Annotated in this window: 17 protein-coding genes and 2 tRNA genes; 5 read left to right on the forward strand and 14 right to left on the reverse strand. The window is 46.7% G+C overall.

Going from position 1 to position 20,884, the window contains the following annotated elements:
* Positions 1–45: 45 nt before the first annotated feature.
* From SK066_RS17440 to SK066_RS17450, 3 genes are all read right to left on the reverse strand, one after another.
* Positions 46–137 (reverse strand) — tRNA-Ser (locus SK066_RS17440).
* Between the two features lie 6 nt (positions 138–143).
* Positions 144–219: transfer RNA gene (locus SK066_RS17445), tRNA-Asn, on the reverse strand.
* A gap of 24 nt (positions 220–243) precedes the next feature.
* Positions 244–729: a SprT family protein gene (locus SK066_RS17450; protein ID WP_320542410.1), complete on the reverse strand. Its 486-nt coding sequence runs from the start codon at positions 727–729 to the stop codon at positions 244–246.
* A gap of 201 nt (positions 730–930) precedes the next feature.
* Here SK066_RS17450 and SK066_RS17455 point away from each other — a divergent pair, with 201 nt between their 5' ends.
* Positions 931–1,278 (forward strand): hydrolase/acyltransferase, encoded by a 348-nt coding sequence (locus tag SK066_RS17455; protein ID WP_320542411.1) that lies wholly within the window; start codon positions 931–933, stop codon positions 1,276–1,278.
* A 312-nt stretch (positions 1,279–1,590) separates the two neighbouring features.
* On the opposite strand, the gene SK066_RS17460 is transcribed toward SK066_RS17455, so the two are convergent.
* The 9 genes from SK066_RS17460 to SK066_RS17500 form a co-directional block, all read right to left on the reverse strand.
* Entirely contained in the window at positions 1,591–3,816 is a 2,226-nt protein-coding gene (locus tag SK066_RS17460) for a Tex family protein (protein WP_320542412.1), read from the reverse strand.
* A 162-nt stretch (positions 3,817–3,978) separates the two neighbouring features.
* Positions 3,979–4,329 (reverse strand): type II toxin-antitoxin system PemK/MazF family toxin, encoded by a 351-nt coding sequence (locus tag SK066_RS17465; protein WP_188773610.1) that lies wholly within the window; start codon positions 4,327–4,329, stop codon positions 3,979–3,981.
* 3 nt (positions 4,330–4,332) lie between these two features.
* On the reverse strand, positions 4,333–4,614 hold the full coding sequence (locus SK066_RS17470) for a CopG family ribbon-helix-helix protein (RefSeq protein ID WP_284446173.1): 282 nt from the start codon (positions 4,612–4,614) through the stop codon (positions 4,333–4,335).
* 225 nt (positions 4,615–4,839) lie between these two features.
* On the reverse strand, positions 4,840–6,021 hold the full coding sequence (gene alr, locus SK066_RS17475) for an alanine racemase (protein ID WP_188773609.1): 1,182 nt from the start codon (positions 6,019–6,021) through the stop codon (positions 4,840–4,842).
* Between the two features lie 366 nt (positions 6,022–6,387).
* On the reverse strand, positions 6,388–6,945 hold the full coding sequence (locus tag SK066_RS17480; protein WP_320542413.1) for a hypothetical protein: 558 nt from the start codon (positions 6,943–6,945) through the stop codon (positions 6,388–6,390).
* Positions 6,946–7,021: 76 nt separating this feature from the next.
* Entirely contained in the window at positions 7,022–7,774 is a 753-nt protein-coding gene (locus SK066_RS17485; protein ID WP_320542414.1) for an ABC transporter permease, read from the reverse strand.
* The gene (locus tag SK066_RS17490) at positions 7,774–9,015 is read right to left on the reverse strand and encodes an SPFH domain-containing protein (RefSeq protein WP_320542415.1); all 1,242 of its coding nucleotides are present in this window, start codon (positions 9,013–9,015) and stop codon (positions 7,774–7,776) included. Before SK066_RS17490 ends, SK066_RS17485 begins: the two co-directional genes overlap by 1 nt.
* A 276-nt stretch (positions 9,016–9,291) precedes the next feature.
* Positions 9,292–9,783 carry a ferric iron uptake transcriptional regulator gene (gene fur / locus SK066_RS17495; protein WP_373289082.1) on the reverse strand — a complete coding sequence of 164 codons (492 nt, stop codon included), beginning with the start codon at positions 9,781–9,783 and terminating at the stop codon, positions 9,292–9,294.
* Between the two features lie 474 nt (positions 9,784–10,257).
* Positions 10,258–10,857 carry a hypothetical protein gene (locus SK066_RS17500; protein WP_320542416.1) on the reverse strand — a complete coding sequence of 200 codons (600 nt, stop codon included), beginning with the start codon at positions 10,855–10,857 and terminating at the stop codon, positions 10,258–10,260.
* 435 nt (positions 10,858–11,292) lie between these two features.
* On the opposite strand from SK066_RS17500, the gene arfA reads away from it, so the two are divergent.
* Entirely contained in the window at positions 11,293–12,807 is a 1,515-nt protein-coding gene (arfA, locus tag SK066_RS17505) for an arabinosylfuranosidase ArfA (RefSeq protein ID WP_320542417.1), read from the forward strand.
* Positions 12,808–13,196: 389 nt separating this feature from the next.
* On the opposite strand, the gene SK066_RS17510 is transcribed toward arfA, so the two are convergent.
* A complete protein-coding gene (locus SK066_RS17510) occupies positions 13,197–14,162 on the reverse strand; it encodes an ArsR/SmtB family transcription factor (protein WP_320542418.1) in 966 nt (321 codons plus the stop codon).
* A 169-nt stretch (positions 14,163–14,331) separates the two neighbouring features.
* Here SK066_RS17510 and SK066_RS17515 point away from each other — a divergent pair, with 169 nt between their 5' ends.
* From SK066_RS17515 to SK066_RS17525, 3 genes are all read left to right on the forward strand, one after another.
* Complete coding sequence (locus SK066_RS17515) at positions 14,332–15,810, forward strand: alpha-N-arabinofuranosidase (protein WP_320542419.1); 1,479 nt, start codon at positions 14,332–14,334, stop codon at positions 15,808–15,810.
* Positions 15,811–16,033: 223 nt separating this feature from the next.
* Entirely contained in the window at positions 16,034–16,336 is a 303-nt protein-coding gene (locus SK066_RS17520) for a hypothetical protein (RefSeq protein ID WP_320542420.1), read from the forward strand.
* A gap of 143 nt (positions 16,337–16,479) precedes the next feature.
* Entirely contained in the window at positions 16,480–17,010 is a 531-nt protein-coding gene (locus SK066_RS17525) for a hypothetical protein (protein ID WP_320542421.1), read from the forward strand.
* A gap of 283 nt (positions 17,011–17,293) precedes the next feature.
* On the opposite strand, the gene SK066_RS17530 is transcribed toward SK066_RS17525, so the two are convergent.
* A complete protein-coding gene (locus SK066_RS17530; protein WP_320542422.1) occupies positions 17,294–20,566 on the reverse strand; it encodes a S8 family serine peptidase in 3,273 nt (1,090 codons plus the stop codon).
* Positions 20,567–20,884: the final 318 nt, after the last annotated feature.

The raw sequence follows: 20,884 nt of genomic DNA on the forward strand, positions 1-20,884 counted from the left end.
TATGTATGCTTGTTGCTAAAGTTGCTACATGAATATAAATTCATATGGCGGAGAGAGAGGGATTCGAACCCTCGCACCGCTTACGCAGTCTAACCCCTTAGCAGAGGGTCCCCTTATAGCCACTTGGGTATCTCTCCAAGAAATGGCTCCCCGAACAGGACTCGAACCTGTGACAACTCGATTAACAGTCGAGTGCTCTACCAACTGAGCTATCAGGGAACGTTGTTCAATCTAAAAAATAATTTACCATGTTTCTCTGGGCAAGTCAAGCGATTCCAATGTGAGTTTTCCTCCACATTTGCCACAGCGGTATTTGCCCGGGTCCATACGGCGTTTCCGCAAATATTGGGTGCCGCAATCACCACATAGAAGTCGATAACGGTACAGCTCCCTGGGTTTACTTTTTAACATATCGGGCGGAATCTGGCAATATCGTCCGCCACCTACGCGTTGTAGCCAGTATTTAAACTCTGCATCCTTATGCTGATAGCCTCGACCTAAAATATGAAGATGATAATGGCACAGCTCATGCTTAATAATCTTCTCCACTTCCTCGCGACCAAAGGCGGCAAGCTGATGCGGGTTAATCTCGATATTATGGCTTTTGAGAAAATAACGTCCACCGGTTGTGCGTAGTCGTGCATTAAAGATAGCCTCATGCAAAAATGGACGTTCAAAATGCTGCAAGGATAGCTGCTCCACCCATGCCTGAAGTTCTTCGTTAGTCATGAAACCCGCTCTGCTCCTTTGACATGATTGTTCCAGATCAGTTTGCATAGAAAAAGATCAACCTGCTTCTCTTGAATTTTAACTTTGTTATGCGCTACACTTCAAGTACAAACTACATTTTCGATCATTTATTTATAATGAAAATGTATACCGGCATGCCGGCAATTCGATTGAAGGAGAATGATGATGAGCACCTCACTTATGCGCTATGTACTTTTACAGCAGGACACGGAGCTTCAATATGTGGAGATGCCTGCTGATTATGCTTACCAGCTCAGCGCGCTCAATTTACGTTTACATAAGGAAATCAGCAAATTGACTGCTATGGATGTGCCGAAGCTTCCACGCGCGGTTGCTGAATGTAATGATCTGGAGCTATTACAGGACGGCGCACAAACGATCGGTGGACTAGATTACATTAATGCACTGGAACAGTCATTTGCCCGTCTACAGGAGCAAGAGTATCCGTTGATCTCATTGCTCACTGAAATTCGTGCACTACAGGCACAGCTTGAGCAGTGGTATGAGGAATATGCAGAGCAGCAATAATACTGCCACTAATCAGCTAATATGAATAGTTAGAAGATACGAACAGCCCTGTAGAATAATCTACAGGGCTGTTTGCGTTTCGTTCTGGTTATCATTACAGCTTTGCTCTAGCTTTCAGATAGCTGATGTACAGCTCGACCTGCTTATGCGCAGTTCTAGTTGCTTACATGCTATTCCGCTTATGCATCGTTACATAGTTATAGTTGACATGTATGGCTTCATACGACGTCTTACCGCAATGACGTTAGATGACTTGTACATCCGTATCCCTGCCTTGCCAGTGCCATTAAGCAGAATGTTGATTCATACCTTTTATTGTCCGGCTGCTTCCTGAGCAGAGGATTGGCGCATCGTCAGACCTACACGACCTTTTTTCAAATCCACATTCAGTACCCATACCGTTACATTATCTCCTACAGAAACAACGTCCATCGGGTGCTTCACGAATTGCTCGCTCAGCTGAGAAATATGCACCAATCCATCATTTTTGATGCCAATATCAACAAAAGCACCAAAGTCGATGACATTGCGCACCGTGCCTTGCAGCTCCATCCCTGGCGTCAGATCCTCGATCTTCAGCACATCGGTGCGGAAGATTGGCAATGGCAACTCATCCCGTGGATCGCGTCCTGGGCGCTGTAAGCTATCTAAAATATCGCGCAGTGTTGGCACACCGATATCCAGTGCTGCAGCTGTCTGTTCCACATCGACGCCTGCAAGAGCCGTTACCGCTTCGGGACTGCCTAATTGCTCTGGCTGGATACCAAGGGACTTCAGGAGCTTCGTTGTCGCTGCATACGATTCCGGGTGAATGCCGGTATAATCAAGCGGATTGTCTCCGCCCTTGATACGCAGGAAGCCGACACATTGCTGGAGCGTTTTAGCACCCAGACGTGGCACCTTTTGCAGCTGCTTGCGGCTAATAAAGCGACCATTTTCCTCACGATATTTTACGATATTTTTAGCAATCGTTGCATTCACGCCTGCCACATAGGAGAGCAGTGATGGAGAAGCTGTATTCACATCGACGCCGACGTGGTTAACCGCTGACTCTACAACGCCTTTAAGCGAGCTTTCCAGATTTTTCTGTGATACATCGTGCTGGTATTGACCGACACCGATTGCTTTTGGATCGATTTTGACCAGCTCTGCTAGTGGATCCTGCACACGGCGAGCAATCGATGCTGCACTGCGCTGTGCGACATCCAGATCAGGGAATTCTTCCTGCGCCAGCTTGGAAGCAGAATACACACTTGCCCCTGCCTCACTCACAATCAGATACGCAAGCTTGCGATCCTTGATCTCCTGAATCAGCTCGGCTACGAATTGCTCCGTTTCACGCGAAGCTGTACCGTTACCGATCACGATCAGCTCAATGTTATGCTCGTTAATCATACGATGGAAGATTTCCGTCGCTTCACGCTTTTTGTTAACTGGTGGAGTTGGGTACGTTACTGCTACCTCCAGCAGCTTGCCTGTCTCATCAACAGCTGCTAGCTTACAGCCTGTACGGAAGGCCGGGTCAACGCCGAGCACTCTTGTTTCCTTGATCGGTGCTTGTAGCAACAGATTGCGCAGGTTACCAGCAAAGATCGAGATCGCCTGGCTATCGCCCTTTTCTGTCAGCTCGGTACGTACCTCGCGCTCGATCGATGGTGCAATCAGGCGCTTGTAAGCATCCTCGATCACTTCACCTAGCAGCTTTTGTACCGCAGATGGCCCTTGAATGAGCTGCTTCTCCATATAACGATAGATCGATTCTGGAGCTACCTCGAGCTGTACCTTCAGTACATTTTCGCGCTCACCGCGGTTGATTGCCAGAATGCGATGAGGCGGCATTTTTTTCGCCAGCTCGCGATAGCTGTAGTACATCTCGTACACGGATTCTTCATTGGCATTACGCGCTTCGGTCACGAGCATGCCATGATCAAAGGTGTAACGTCTGATCCAGGCACGAATTGTTGCATCATCCGAAATTTCCTCGGCAATGATGTCCATCGCTCCCTGTAGCGCCTGTGAGGCATCCTCTACGCCTTTTGCCCCATCCACATACTTAGCGGCCTCTACGAGCGCTTCAGGCGCCTTCGGCTCACTACGAATCCATTGTGCAAGTGGCTCCAATCCTTTCTCGCGCGCTACGCTTGCACGTGTTTTACGCTTTTGGCGATATGGACGATACAGATCCTCGACCTCTTGCAGCTTGCTTGCATTTTGAATCGCTGTTGCCAGCTCCTCTGTCAGCTTGTCCTGCTCGCTGATGATACGTAGCACTTCTTCTTTACGTTCCTGTAAATTGCGCAAATATTGATGGCGCTCCTCGATATCACGAAGCTGGTTCTCATCCAGCTCTCCGGTCATCTCTTTACGGTAACGGGCAATAAATGGAATCGTATTGCCTTCCGACAGCAGATCAATCGTCGTACGAATCTGCTTTTGCGAGATATTCAGCTCATCAGCGATCTGACGTACGATCCGCTCGCGTACCTGCTGCTCGCTATCTTTCGCTTGCGCTTCATGAATTACTTTTTGTTCAGACAATCTGATCCCTCTTTCCATTCTCTACTCGTGCAGAGAACCCTATATCAATAGCTGTATTATCTCAAAAGTTGGGCATGATCTCAAACCATATTGAATAGGTCGCCCCATTAGACGCAAAAAACCCGGTGCAGTCACCGGGTCCACTTGCTTGCCGAAAGCCTTTTAGAAGTCCACCAGGCCGAGGCTGATCTGGAGAGAATCATGCACCCTACGCATGGTATCTTCATCCAGATGTGTGATTTTGTCAGTCAAACGCTGCTTATCAATGGTACGAATCTGCTCTAGTAAAATGACGGAGTCCCGGTCAAAACCATGAGACTTCGCGTCGATCTCCACGTGCGTCGGCAATTTGGCCTTTTGAATCTGTGCCGTAATCGCCGCCACAATGACCGTCGGACTGAAGCGATTACCGATATCGTTCTGGATCACCAGAACCGGTCTCACGCCACCCTGCTCAGAACCGACGACGGGCGATAAATCTGCAAAAAATACATCGCCACGCTTTACGATCAATGTCTACACCCCGCTAACTAAGCGGTCCAGAGTGATGTCCGCTTCTTCCTCCGCATAGAATGCTTCACTAGCAATTCTAAGATTGATCTTGGCCATTTCCATATATCCACGCTGCATCGATTCACGGACAATCCGCTTCTTACGCTCCGTTAGATACACTTTCGTCGCCTTTCTGATTAACTCATTGCGGTCGGAATTATCCAAGGCTGCGATCCCATCGATTTCCTGCAAAAGCTGATCCGGTAAATGGACCATAATCCCTTGCACGTTTTGCATGTTGTCCAACTGTCCAGCACCCCCAAAACCTTTTCAGCTATACCCCTTAGCTGTTGTAACGGCATTTTTTCATAATGCGAATCCAAGTTTATGGTCTGGCTTCATGCACAATACATAAAGCCACTTTGCTGCCCTCATTATAAACTACAACAACAGTATGAGTACAGACTTTTCATCACATTATGTAAGATTCGCTCAACATTTTCCGTTTCCTTCCACTCTGCGAAAAATATTTTAACGCAAAAGGGGGTTTAAACAGCTAACGATTTCGCCGTCACGGTAGTAGAGACGAGGGACGCGGGAAGCGATCATGCAAACCACTTCGTAATTGATAGTACCGAGCCATGAAGCAAGCTCATCAGCCGAGATGAATTCATTCTGCTGACGGCCGATTAAGACAACCTCATCGCCGATTTGGATTTCTTCTGCCTCATGGGCAAAAGATTTGAGTGATACCATACACTGATCCATACAGATCGTTCCAACGACGGGAACTCTGCGTCCGCGAAGCAGCACTTCGGCTTTTCCGCTGAGTAAGCGCGAATATCCATCCGCATAGCCAATTGGCAGTGTGACAATAACCTCTGGCTGCTCGGTCACATAACGGGTGCCATAGCTCACACCCGCGCCTGCCGGCAACGTTTTGGTATAGACCACTCTGGTTTTCAAGACCATGACCGGGGCTAACGCTATCGCCTGCTGGTTCACTTCGGTCGAAGGATACAGCCCATACAGTGCAATTCCTACCCGAACCATCTGTGGGGATAGCTCGGGAGCATCAATCGCGGCAGCACTGTTCCCCGTATGTATGACAGGGATAGTATAGCCCATGCTTCGCACTTCACGGTCCACGCGTTGGAAGTTCTCGTATTGCATCAGTGTATAATCTTTATTATGCTCGTCTGCTCTTGCAAAATGAGTGAACATTCCTTCTACTTCCAGTGTTGGTACTGCAAACGCCTTGGCGATAAATGCAGGTGCCTGATCTGGAAATAGTCCGAGTCGTCCCATTCCGCTATCAATTTTGATATGAGCCTTGAGCTTGCGACCGGAAGGTTCCACAGACAGTCCGGCAATCGCTTCAAGCACTTCTTCTGTAAACACATTTAAAGTAACATCATACTCATACGCTGCTGCTACCCCTTCTGGTGCCGTATAGCCCAGTACCAGAATCGGTAACGAAATGCCGTGCTGACGTAGCTCAATCGCTTCGTCCAAAAAAGCTACGCTCAAGTAGTCCGCACCGAGCTGTTCCAGCTCACGGGCTACGCCTACAGCACCATGTCCATACGCTCCTGCTTTTACACAAAGCATCAGTCTGGTTGTGTGCGGCAATGCACTCCGAAAAGCTTCGTAATTCGCCCGCAGCGCATCCAGATTAATTTCCGCTCTTGTTGGTCGATATTGCTCTTGCAATTACAGTCACCTTCTATCCGTTTTTGCCCATCCGGGCAATACAACTATGTTAATGCGGAAGCCGGATAACTGTCAATTATAAGCGACCTGCAAGATGCTATCAGATGCCATGTTAATGCTTCGAAATGGGACAATGCAGCGTATGAATTCACCGCTGATGGTGAAGAATATTCGGCATATTACACCAGCCGAAATGAAAGACATAATCCTATTATATATAACTACACCTTAAAAAGGCGAACAGCCGCCCAGCATAGGTCTGTTCGGTTTCGCCTTGTTTGTAGTATTTACCCGCTTCTTTCAGAATAGAAGCGGATATTTTGCAATTCAGAAAATTTACACGAATGCGCTAAAGTCATCCTGAAATCACTTGTAAGCAACGACCGTGCTACAGTATTCACACTCACGGCTCTGACCTGGTGCCAGCGTTTGTGGCGCCCCGCAGCCCGGACAATCTACGGTTTTCGGTTGATTACCTGTAGCTGCCTGATTCATAGGATTTGAAGATGTCGAGGACGCTGCTTGCTGCCTTGCTCGATGATTCACATAGGCAGCTGTGCGTGGATCAAGCGGATTATGAATCGTATACGATTCATTTACTCGCTGCACTCCATTTGTACTGGAAGATATATTCACATTCATGGATGACTGTGATGACGAATGCTGAAACTGCCCATTCAGATTGTGCTGATTCCACTGCTGCTGAGCCGTCATCATTTGCTCATATTCCAATCGCGTTTGTGCCTGACTTTTGCGAATCATAGAAATTCCGAATACCATCAATATGATTCCCGGAAAACCAAACACCATTCCCAGTACAATCGCTGATCCCGGATCGCTCGATAATGTACCACCTACTCCAAACAATGCAAATAACAATAAAGGAAGGGCAAAAATAATACAAACAATCCCTCCTGCAAGCATGATCAATCTCCCCTTTTACATCATTCTATATTCTTCTATATTGTTTGATGACAAGCCTGCTCGATCGAATAAAGAGCTATGACTTGGAAGCTGCCAGTCGAGTGTTTCGCTGACGTAAAATATCGTGTGCTGCCTGGAAATGCTGTCGCAGCTGCTCCAGCTGACGATTTATCTGCTGCTGGTCTCCAGCTGGCGCCTGCATCATCCGTTCACGCAGCTGACGTATTTCGTCGGTAAGCTGCTCCTCTTCCTTCCATATAGCAGGGTGGGTAACCGGATCACTAAAACGTACATTTTCCTCAAGCTCAGACAGCAGGCGACTCACCTCACTGCGATACGGCTCCTGCCAGCTGCGAATATGCAGACCAGCTTCGCCCAAACCCTGCCGAATATCATGAATGCTCAGCTTTTGTAGACGTTCCTGACTATCGATATAACGTTCAGACTGCATAAACCAGCTTATAAGCGCGATCACGCCAACCGCTACGACAAATGTCATTAATTGCAGCCAGCTGTAGAAGAACGCCCCTAGATTGAACAGCAACCAGAATACAAGCGTATAGACGATGACCAGTATAGCATACAGGCCAGCGGTCACGAGCTGTCCCATGTAGGCAGGCACGGTAGAAGCGAAGCGTTCTCCACGTAATGCTCCCCATCCAGCTAGCGACCAAAACAACGTTTCAGCTAAAAATAGAGCTGCAAGCGATATCCAGAAGCGACTGTCTGCGATCAGCACATTACCGAGCAGGATAAAACTAATAATCGTGACCAGTAGTGTCAGTCCATACAATAGAGCGATGATGGCGATGCCTCGATTACGATTCATCAGGCTTGTCCCCCTTGCTCCGGCGCTGCTTGTCCGCATTCCATACAGAATTTCTGACCAGGCTGCATTGGTTTTCCGCAATGATTACATGCTACCGTAGTTGGTGTACCACATGCATGACAGAAGCGCGCATCTGCTTTTAACGAAGCGCCACATTGACGGCAGGGATGAGAGAGTGCCTTGCCGCAGCTATTACACTGCACAGCACCTTCCGGATTGTCTGCACCGCAGTGCTCGCATGCCAGATACGCATCGCCACAATGATGACAGAACTTGGAGCCGGCGATGAGCGGCTGACCGCAATTGCTGCATGGCTTCGCATTTGTCGATGTGGAGCTATTAGATACACTGCTCGTGTTCACTTCCATAACACGTCCGACCTGCCCCATCAATTGACCAAGCGGGCCGCCCATGCCTACACCCATACCAAGTCCTAGTCCGGCACCCATAATACCGGACTGCATACTGCCTTCATTTTTAGCAGCACCCTCCAGCGTATCAAAGCTGCGCTCCTGCTGATACGTATAGCCAATAATATCCATCTCTGCTTTTTTAGCAAGTGCTTCCCGCAGTCGCTGAACCGAGAGATCCTCGTCCGGTGTATTGATCGAGTCGACATACATATTCACGACCGCAATGCCATACTCGGCGAATACAGGAGCCATACGTTCCTGTACAAAGGTAGAAATCTCACTAATATACGCATTGATCTCCAGAATGCTAATTTTACGATGAACAAGATACGATGAAATGCACTCATTAATATTCATTAACAATAAACCGCGGAAATATCTTGAAATATCAGCCTGTTCAAACTTTGGTAACGTTCCGACCAGCTTGATCAAGAATCGACGAGAGTCTTCAATACGAATCCCCATCTGTCCAAATGCACGTACAGGCACGATGATATTATATTTCGGATCTTGAAGCTGGATCGGTGATGTGGTTCCCCATTTCACATCCAGATTATTGACCCGGTTCACGTACCATATTTCAGCGGCGAATGGAGATTGTCCACCAAAGGGTAGATTGATCACTTTGTTTAGTAGAGGAATATTCATTGTGCTCAGTGTATGACGACCCGCCTGAAACGTATCAAACGCCTGTCCATTTTTGAACAAAATCGCTTCCTGAGATTCATTTACAACTAATTGTGTCCATGTGCTAACCTCTTCATTGGGATACTTCCACGCATACACATCCGGTGTGCCATCATATTTTACAACTTCAAATAAGGCCATTGTTCTAACCCCTTTTCTATATATGTAAATCTATACTCTATGTACGCTGGGAATGAAGATCGCGTTCCAAAAGTAAGTAGCTTGCTTCATTTCTATTTTCTAATATGCCCACAACGATACAAAGACTAACTGTAAAATCATACTTTTATTGTATAATGTCGGCTAGATTGGCTGAAAAAATAACCCACACAGCAAAAAAGAGCCTTTGCAGGCTCTTTCATGCATCATTACTTTTCCGTCCTAGCTCAATAGCGATAGCACGCTCACCGTTTATTATTAGGAAACCGCCTGGCAGTTCTTGCCGCCTTTATTCTTCTCGCGTTCCTTTGCCTGGCAAGCGGAGCATACACCTTGGAAGTCCAGTCGGTGATCAGTCACTGTAAAGCCGTACTCACGCTCTACGCGCTTTTCCAGTGTGACCAGCCAGTCCTCCATAATCTCCTCTACATTGCCGCAGCGTGTGCAGATGAGATGGTGATGCAAATGGGGACTATTCGCTGCACGTAGATCAAAACGTGCTGCTCCATCGCCAAAATTCACTTTTTGTACGATCTGTAGCTCATTTAGCAGATCAAGTACCCGATACACGGTCGCCATACCGATCTCCGGGAATTGTTCCTTTACGAGCAAAAATACTTCCTCTGCGCTCAAGTGATCCTTTTCATGCTCCAGCAATACCCGGATTGTCGTTTCACGCTGTGGCGTCAGCTTGTAGCCTTTGGATTTGAGTCGTTCCTTAATCCGGTCTACCTGTTCCGTCAGCACCATCATGTTCTTCACACCTTCCGGTTGATTTAATTCTTCCTGTCCAAGTAACGTTTCACATTGTCATTTTCGGTTGGGCATTTCATCTTCTTCATCGTCATTTATTCCAAATGGTACGGTGTAGCTAACATCTCGACACGACGTACACATCCATGTCTGCACATACCGAACATAATATAAATGGATACCGATATCTGTATATTCACGCACACGGTACAATACCGTGCCTGACTGTAAGAGAGACCATCAACACACGTAACTTGTATTTATATTTAGAATAATTATAAATATATCATATCGGAACCGCTTGTACTTGTAAATAGGAAGAAGAAAATCTGTATCGGCGCTAAAATATAGAGTGCCACTATACCGGATTAGTTTACATTTTCACCTGTAGATTTTTTGCGAGTAGCTGTGCGAATAGCTAATTGTATGGAATATTCTCATCAATTTGCTGACCCATCCTATCCATAGTACCTATTCCAAATTATACGTTCGCGTATAGATAATGAATTCTCCTTCATCCGGTGCTTCGCTTCCAATCCAGCCAATAGGCATCCCCTGATTACGATAAATACTCAGCATATGCTCAAAATATGGATGTGACTCCTCTAGCAACAATCTGGCTTTGGCACAATGGTACAGGTCGTTGCTAATGATATCTGCCACAAAACTAGCTTCCTCGTCCTCGATATGTAGTTTGGCAGCAAGCGGAGCAATTCTTTCCTTTATAAGCTCATAAAAATTATGCTCCTCCTCATACTCAATTAGCGCACGATTCAGCGCTCTCTGCTCATCGCTGGTCGCAGCTGGAATATCTCCTAATGCCTCTGCCGTTATATCGGGCAAATGATAATAAGGCGGCTCCAGATCTTCCTCCTGATAAAATTGCAACGCTTCCTGCAAATCGTTAAACAGATTCGCTGGCGTACTCATTTCTATGTAATGCTGCGGTGTCTGTGTAGCTATATCCACTATTGGAACAGACTCTTTATAGGCTTCACTTAATAAATCCCCCTGCTCAATCAAGTCGATCACTTCGCGCACACGCGCTGGAAATACATCCTTAGATTGCATACGTCATCCACCCCTTCATTGGTCATGCGCTCTTCTTGCATCATCCTACAAGCTATTAGCGCGCGTATATGGTGAGATTATAGCAAATTCCACCGCACAAAAGGTTACTTTTATCGCTCCATACGCTTATCGTTCTATCGTGTCATATCCATCATATGTCGATTCGATCATCCTCATGTAGTAGCGATATGTAGTAGCAAGGAGAGAACCGTGCAGAATTATCAAACGCTCCGCAACAAGTAGATTTTACATCCGAGAGATCATTAGTTAATAAAAATATTAATTATTAATATTATAATTGACCTATCTATGAACGTTATGTTACATTCAAACTATAAACGATAGGATCTTGCAGCTACTTACTGTTGCTGTATATCTAGCTGCAAAGACTCCGACCTGCACCACCTCCACATTGAAGATGAAAGGATGAACACCATGTCTCAAACAAGCATCAAAGCTAAAATGATTGTTGACAAATCCTTCCGTATTGCCGAGGTTGATAAGCGAATTTACGGCTCTTTTATCGAACATTTGGGCCGGGCTGTATATGGCGGTATTTATGATCCAGGGCATCCACTCGCGGATGAACATGGCTATCGCAACGATGTAAAAAAATTGATTCAGGAGCTACAGGTTCCTATTATTCGTTATCCTGGCGGTAACTTTGTATCCGGTTACAATTGGGAAGATGGCGTAGGTCCTGTCGATCAGCGTCCGAAGCGTCTAGAGCTGGCATGGAGAACAATTGAGCCGAACGAAGTCGGTACAAATGAATTTGCGCAATGGACGCGTGAAATTGGCTCCGAAGTTATGATGGCAGTCAATCTGGGAACGCGTGGCATCGATGCTGCACGTAATCTGGTGGAATACTGCAATCATCCGGGCGGTACATATTATAGTGATCTGCGTAAGCAGCATGGCTATGCTGCTCCACATGGCATCAAAACCTGGTGTCTTGGCAACGAGATGGATGGCCCGTGGCAGATCGGACACAAAAATGCAGAAGATTATGGCAAGCTGGCGCTGGAAGCAGCAAAAGCAATGCGTCTGGTTGATTCCTCCATTGAGCTGGTAGCATGTGGTAGCTCCAATACTGGCATGGCTACATTCCCACAATGGGAAGCAACCACTCTTGATTATGCCTATGATGAGGTAGATTTCATCTCCCTTCACCAATACTATGGCAACCAGGAAAATGATCCTGCCAACTATCTGGCTCGCGCAGTCGATATGGATCATTTTATTCATACCGTTATCTCGACCTGTGACTATATCAAAGCGAAAAAACGCAGCAAAAAGAATATGTATCTTAGCTTTGACGAGTGGAATGTATGGTATCACTCCAATGATGCAGATAGCAAAATGGATCCGTGGAGCATCGCCCCACCACAGCTGGAGGATGTGTATAACTTCGAGGATGCACTGCTGGTTGGTAGTATGCTGCTCACCTTCCTGCGTCGTGCAGATCGCGTGAAAATGGCGTGTATGGCACAGCTCGTGAACGTTATTGCACCGATCATGACAGAGACTGGCGGACGCTCCTGGAAGCAGACCATCTTCTATCCGTATATGCACGCTTCTGTGTATGGTCGTGGTGTATCCCTGAAGCCAGTTATCGACTCTCCAGTCTATGATGCCAAAGATTACACCGATGTTCCTTATCTGGACAGCGCTGTGGTGCATGACGAAGAGAATGAACATCTGACGATCTTCGCCGTGAACCGTCATCTGACCGATGCGCTTGATCTGAACTGTGACGTTCGTTCGTTTGAAGGCTATGTGATCGAAGAACATATCGTACTGGAAAATGATGATCTAAAAGCGGTCAATACAGCCGATAACGAGCAGGTGAAGCCACATAGTGGTGGTAACTCTACGCTGGATGGCGGTATGCTGACTGCACGCCTGAGCAAGGCTTCGTGGAACGTGATTCGTTTGCGTAAAGCGTAAATATACTCATTCTCATACGTCCGTACAATTTTCTATGTAAATACGTAGAACCTGTTCTTCAAACTAGAAATGCAAACTAGCCAGCATATCCGAGTAATCGGTATACATGGCATCCTTGTATTCAACCCATATGACCATTCATGATCTTCATACAAAGCAAAAAGGGAGCGAAGCAATCGATCGATTACTTCCTCCCTGCTGCTTGTATCCATCTGCTTGCATGGATTCAACTATAAAACAAGCATTGGATGCTGATGACGATAAGCTGGATTGGATACCCTGTAGTCTATGTAGGCTTCAAGGCAACAAGCTACAGCATGATATGCAAGCGTTATCAAAATGAGTGGAGCCGATCCGTAGCTTTCATAACGAAGCCGGATCTCACTATTCTAGCGCTGCTCTTGCTTTTCCTGCTTGGGCTGGTCAACTGGCGTTGCTGTTGGGCGAACGCGCTTGTCGTAGTACAGTCGGAACACAATATCCTGATTGTAATTACCAAAGCCACGTCCAAACAGGGTCAGGCCGCCAACATGCTCAGCTGAGGATTCCACAGCCAGTCGTAGTGTCCATTGTCGATCACGTACATTCACTTGATCGAGCGTCACATCCGACAGCTGAATTCCATCCATAAAGGTGCCTTCACGGGTAACCTGCAAGTGCTTAAGCAGACCGTACTGGTTAATAATTTCCGGCCACCATGCAGGATTGTACTTGCCGCGCTTGTCGCCATAGTCGCCTGGGCTTGTCCATGTACCGAGCTTCACATCATTCAGGTAAAAGGTGATATCCGACGGGAAACGATCATCGGTCATCGGAGCTTCCGAGGAGATCTCCATCGACATGATCAGCTCCAGCGGGTTTTCGGTGGATAGCAGGAAATTCGGGATTTTATACTCGATAAAGCCTTCGCTAAACCATAGAATTTTCGCCTGAAAACGCTCGGCATCGAAAAAGTAGCGTGTGTCATCGACCTGACCGATAAACTTCTCGGTTGAAGCCAGACCACAGGTTGGCTCTGCCGCCAGATCGGTATAGTGTCCGATCGAAATCTCACTTTCATGATAGTGACGCACATGCTCTACCTTGTTAGGAAAAGCGATATTCGCTTCTTCTACCTGCAGATAGCATACCTTTTGCACGCCGCCTTTACCGGGCTGCATGTTAGTCGAGATAATCGCTGCCTTTTCTAGCTTTTTAACATGCATCGATACGATGGCGCTGGTCAGCCCAACCGCTTCTGCTAGCTCGCGAATATTCATCGGTTTATCAGCAAGCAGTTGAATGATTTTGTGCCGTACACTGCTGGCAAGGGCTTCGTACACAGGTAATGATTTGTCCGAAATATCCAGATTCATGGGCAAGCTCCTCCATTAGCGAGTGTGTAACGTTTTTATTTATCTTTTCACTATATCCTTAGGTTAACAAAAATACAAACGTTTCCCGTTGAATTTTGAAAATATCGTGATGATATCAGGCTAATTCAAGCATTAACCTAGCTTTTACTACCAAAGGAGGCATTTTACTATGATTAACATGAATGTGAACACAACTGTAACGACTGGAACATTAAGCCGTCATCTGCATGGACAATTTGCTGAGCATCTGGGTCGTTGTATTTATGAAGGTATGTGGGTTGGAACGGATTCCCCGATCCCGAATACAGACGGTATCCGTAATGATGTGCTGGAAGCGCTGCGTGAGCTGAACATTCCCGTACTTCGCTGGCCGGGTGGCTGCTTTGCAGATGAATACCATTGGAAGGATGGCGTAGGTAAGCCAGAGGAACGCGCACGTATGGTGAATAGTCACTGGGGCGGCGTAGAGGAAAATAACCATTTTGGTACGCATGAATTTTTGCGTCTATGTGAGCTGCTGGATACAGAGCCATACATTAGTGGTAACGTAGGTAGCGGCACCGTACATGAGATGCAGCAATGGGTCGAATATATGACTCAGGATGGTACATCTCCAATGGCAGACTGGCGTCGTCAAAATGGTCGCGATGAGCCGTGGAAGCTGACTTACTTTGGTGTAGGTAACGAAAACTGGGGCTGTGGCGGTAATATGCGTCCCGAATACTATGCGGATCTGTACCGTCATTATGCAACATATGTGCGTAACTATGGCGACAATCAAGTGTACAAAATCGCCTGTGGTGCAAATACAGACGACTACAAATGGACCGAAGTGCTGATGCGTGAAGCAGGTCATCTGATGAATGGTCTGAGTCTGCATTACTACACGATTCCATCGGGCGACTTCTTCCCGGTTAAAGGGTCTGCTACGGGCTTTGCTGCTGAAGAATGGTTCCGCACATTGAAAAATACATTGTTTATGGAAGAGCTGATCGTGAAGCATTCCAAAATTATGGATAAATACGATCCAGAGAAAAAGGTTGGCATGATCATTGACGAGTGGGGCATCTGGACGGATGTGGAGCCAGGCACCAATCCGGGCTTCCTGTTCCAGCAAAATACAGTGCGTGATGCTGTCGTAGCCGGAGTGAACCTGAACCTGTTCTATAAATATGCAGATCGAATCAAAATGGCAAATATCGCTCAAATGGTAAACGTACTGCAAGCAATGGTACTGACAGAGGGCGATCGTATGCTGCTCACGCCAACGTACCATGTATTCAATATGTATCAGGTGCATCAGGATAGCGAGCGTCTTGACCTGCAATGGGAAAGCCCGGAATACGTGATGGGCGCACAATCGATTCCAAAAATCAGTGCGGCTGCATCGAAGGATGCTCAGGGTCAGGTACACATTACCGTGTGTAACCTGAGTCATGACGAATCCGAAAGCTTCAGCTGTCAGATCGAAGGCGGCTCGTATACCGCTACAGGTATTGTACTGGCAGGCGATGCACTGGATGCACACAACACATTTGAACAGCCAGAGCGTGTAGCTCCAACCGAGCTGAGCGTTACGCTGTCAGCAAACGGCGTACTGAGCTTCGAGCTTCCTGCTGCTTCGGTGGCACGTATTACATTGTCGTAATTGTACATGCTACACTCGGCTACCGTATCAACGGATATACAGTCTATCCAATAGAACTACGAAATATAGAACGATGATCTGGAGGACGATGGAATGTGCAATGACTCCATATCCTATGAGATGTAGCAAGCAGTCGATGCGTGTAGATCATATTTGGAATCCAGATATGAGTACAGTTTATGAAAATATGCGGTATATTCAGTTGCAGAAGGGGGGATGAGCAATGAGCGTGATTCGTCCTATGCAGGCTAATTCAGATGCAAATCAAGGCTGCAAAGGCTGCAATCGCAGTCCTGTGCTATCCGAGGAAAAGATTAATCATCTCGTACAGCTTGCTATTGCAGGCAAACAGGCTAATGAGCTTGCAGCCGAAGCTGTCCAGCAGGAGCGCTTCCAGCGCTGTATGGCGTGCCCCTCTCTGCAATTCGGTACCACCTGCAAGCATTGTGGCTGTCTGGTGCATATTCGTACGCGTTTACAGGCAAGCTATTGTCCTTCACCTGCCGGATCCCAGTGGGAGCAGTAACTGCTACTATCTACGTATAAATGGGGCAAACAGCGGACATCGTCTCAGCATGTGGTGTATAATCGTTACGGGTCATATGGATGATGATCCAGTATGACAGGTGCAGCATCAACGCTGCTAAGAATCGAAACCGGAGGATAACGATGTCACCACATAAACTGGAACAATGGTTTGCAGAAGGAATATTACCAGAAGATACACTCATTGATATTTTGCATCAATGCTCGGTCGTGCCGTTGCTGTACGATGAAGGCGGACATTTAAAGTTAGAGGATTTCCATGAGCAGCTGGAAGCCCCTTTAACAGGTGAGGTTGCTGTAGCGGCTGATGCCCTTTATACGGTTGTGATCGAAGCCTTTCAGCGCTATAGCGAGCCGGAAGCGTATGAGCAGCTACAGGATAGTATTAGCTTGCAGGAAGATCTGTGCATGAGCGGCATTCTTGCTGTCTCGGATTGGATCGATTGGATGGCGCGCTGTGCGCAGGGTGAGCAGACCTTACCTGAGGTTGATTTCCATAGCCTGTTCGAGGATTTGCCAGAAGGCTATATGGTGCAGGATTTCCATGATGATCTGACCTTTATTTTACAGCAGGCCGATCATGAGAAATATGCGGAAGCGCTGCGCCAGCAGGCTCTTTTGTATAGTCAGCTTGGCGTGAAGCAAAGTAGCTGATCGATGATACGATTTATTTGAGGTTATAGCGTTTATTTCAGGCTGTAGTATTCATTTCAGATCATACGATTTATCTGACCAATCATAACAAAGAGACATCCTCCTTCCACTAAGGCGGATGTCTCTTTGCATTGACTGTGACTGATGCTTCTATGCTCTAGCTGATATTTCTACATGGAGAAGCAGTTCTTTTACTTTACTCTTCTATTTTAAAAGAAATCTTTCAGACAAATAAGCTACATCTGTATCTGTATCTGCATTTACATCTACATCGCATCAAGCCTTACTTTTGACGTTGAATCTTGACGGACACCGTGATGGTAGTTGTTGCAGAAGGATCATTGATCGAGCTGATTTGTAGCTGTAGACGCACAATTCGGTGCGAGGACTGCGGTAGTTTTAACAGCTTGCCCGTATTATCGACGTACTCAGGATCACTGCTGGACAATATGTTGTAATGGAGACGATCACTTTGCGGTAAAGTCAGCACAGCTTGCCCTACAACCGAGTTGCCTGTGATTACCTTATGAAATGCATCAGCCGCAGCCTGTACACGATTCTGCTCTGTGCCTGCGATACGATAGATGCTATTGGCGATCTTCGTATCGCTCTGTACTACATTGCCATTCTCATCGAGATGGTATGCATTCAGACGAAGCTGATAGGTACCTGGTTGTAAAATCTGAAGCTGTGAGCTACCATCATCACCGAGGAAATTCACGATATTATCCAGTCCACTCAGCGTGTAATAGCCTGGACTGAATGTGTCCGGTGACGACTTGATCTGCTGTACAAGTGTACCGACATAATCACCATTGATCGTATATGCATCCAGCTCCAGTGCATTGATATGATTCGGCATCAAACGGAAGGTTAGTGCTGCTGCATCCTCCTTGCCATTCAAGCGCACGATTGGATGATCGATGGTTACCTGCTGAATTCCTAAGCCCGTATCAGGCTGATCCTTACCGATATGAAGCACGAACGGCAGATGAAGGGCTGGGTAGCCGTCTGCGGTTAGCTGCACATCCCCTTCATACACTCCATCCTTTGCTGATGTGGACGGGGTTACCGAAAGGGTGAACGAAGTCGCCTCATTCGGATTCGCTGTAATGCTTCCATCTGCACCAACACCTTGCAGCACCACTTGAATATCGTTTACATCGGGCGTAGTCACCGGTGCAGCTGGATCAGATGTGACGGATGAATGCAGATTGACTTTGGCGTGATACGTGACCGCTGTGCCAGAGGTGTTTTTCAACTGGAGCACCTGATCGTGTGACTTGCCATCCCCCTCCATCACACCCAGTGAGGCAGATGGATTGTAGTTGGTGACAGCTTTCAAGTTCAGCTTTTTATCCAGAATCGTAATATCCTGTACAGCTTCCAGTACTGCTGGCGTATTCACAGCAGCGCCGATATCCGCTCGTCCAGATCCCTGCGAGTACACATCATATTGCTGTCCCGATTCATCTACTAACGGTACCGAAGTATTCGCAAGTGCTGCTCGAATATCGAATGGTGTCCAGTCTGGATGCTCTTGCTTGAGCAAGGCTGCCATCCCGGTTACATGCGGCGTTGCCATACTCGTACCACTCTCACGAGCATACGCATCTGCATAATTGGCATTCTTAATATATTTTTCGTACGCTGGGAAGGTGGAACGAATCGACAAGCCCGGTGCAACCAGATCTGGCTTGATGTTCAGTCCCCCATCCAGATTCGGACCGCGTGAGCTATAGGAGATCAGATGATCACCTGGTACATTTTGCGCTGGATAATCCGCTCCAAAGGTAAAGGTGATCGGCTGATCGTCATGCTGTAGTGCAGCCCGAGCAAGCGCACGACCATCTGCACCCTTCATATCAAAGGTTGGAATATAGTTAAAGCTATCCCGTAAAAAAGCGTTATAGCCAATATATCCATCACGACCACTAATACTTGCTGTCAGGTCGGCTTTACTGGAATCTGTAGCATCTTGATTGCCATTGAAAAGAATTAAGGCTACGGCACCATGCTCCTTCGCATTCGCAATCTTTTGTACAAATGTAATGCCCCCACGAGAAGCAAGCACGACCTTACCATTTACATTTTCACCACTATAATCGGATTCATCCCCTAAGCCAACATATACTCCTTGTAGTGGCTTCGTGCCAAGGACCGAAGCGAACTGCTCATGAGCAGTCTCCCAGGCAAGCAGATGCAGATCATAGGCATGGTTGACATTGTTGGACTGTTTGGTGCTGGCTGTGGTATCAGCTGGTGTTCCTGTCCCATACGTATCGTCTGTAACACGAGCAGCTGCTGTTCCTGTCCCATACACATCAGCTTTGACAGTCGCGCTATAGTACATAACAGGCACAGTCGAAGCACCTACGGTAATTGCCAGCGGCGATGTTGCTGGCTCACCCAGTGAATAATAGTAGGATCCCGGTGCAGCAGCATTACCACTTGCAATAACAACAGTTGTTCCACTCAATACTGCGTTGTTAACCGCAATCGTTTCCGGCGCATTGATATCTTTATCTTCATCCGTACCGATAGACATATTAATAATATCCATATGATCCTTGACCGCGTGCTCGATACCGTCGATGATCGTTGCTGTATCACCTGTATCTGCATTCGTATCAGGATCACGCCTCATGACGCGGTATACGTACAGATCAGCTCCATAGGCTACGCCTTTTTGTACGACATCACTTTTCGTATTCGCAGCGCGTCCAGCAATTGTGCCTGATACATGCGTTCCGTGCCAGCTTCCTGCATAGCCTGTACCATATACATCATCTGTAGCAGAGACAGGTGGATTCTCATAAGGATCGCGATCATGATCGACCGAATCGTAACCACCCTTATAGGCTTGCTTGAGATCAGGATGATCATAATCAATTCCGCTATCCAGTACACCGATGCGAACCCCTTTTCCGGTTAAACCTTTTGCCCATGCGGCTTGTACGCCGAGGATGGATAAAGGTACGCCATCATACGTTGCACTCGTTGTAGTCTCAGCTGATTGAGGGGCAGGTAGTGTCGTATAGGTTTCATTTTTAGAAATGGATTTGATACCGGATAGCTTGGCAAGCTTTGGGATTTGATTCGCTGGCAGTGTCATCTCGACACCATTTAGTACGGTATTGTAGCGATAATTCACTTTATACGAAATGTTCTGGCTACTCGCCTGCTGTAAGATCGTATTTTGCTGTGAGGCAACGGTATTCTGAGTTACTGCCAATTCGCTACCTGCTAGAGAATTCGATTGCTCTGCCTTTGTCGTCTGATCCTGTAGCTTAACTGCTACCGGCTGATCCGTCATTTGCACAATAACAGAGACTGGATTGCTGGACGAAGTATCAATATCTGGTGAAATCATATGCTCCTGCTCTTGAATCGTCCCAGACATAGTAGCGATATTGCCTTGCTGAATCATATAAGGCGATTGCGCTGTACCCTGCGAAGCAGCAGAGGCAACAAAGGGGGCACCCGCCATGCTAACCGTCAGCATAGTTAGAACGGACCATATCCATAATTGATTTCGCTTACTTCCTGTGTTCAAGGTTCTCTCCTCATTCCATATGTTTGTAGTAAAGCAGTGCTATACTATCACCGTTGCTAAATGACTGAATAGAGACTTTTTTCATAGATTATATTTTTTTTGCGATACTCATTTAACGAAAACTGATTTTTATCAAACATCTAAAACGAGTTAAAAATCACCTGTATTTATCCATTAAAAGTAATTTTTATAGCTAATATTTATTTTTGGCAAACTTGATTTTTCTCGTAAAAGCGACTTTAGAAGCATGCATTGAAATTCGATTTAGCATATCTATGCAACAACCTGAGAATTGAGAACTATTATAAAAATATAAGC

Source organism: Paenibacillus hunanensis (assembly GCF_034055775.1).
In the GTDB taxonomy this organism is placed as follows: domain Bacteria; phylum Bacillota; class Bacilli; order Paenibacillales; family Paenibacillaceae; genus Saccharibacillus; species Saccharibacillus hunanensis.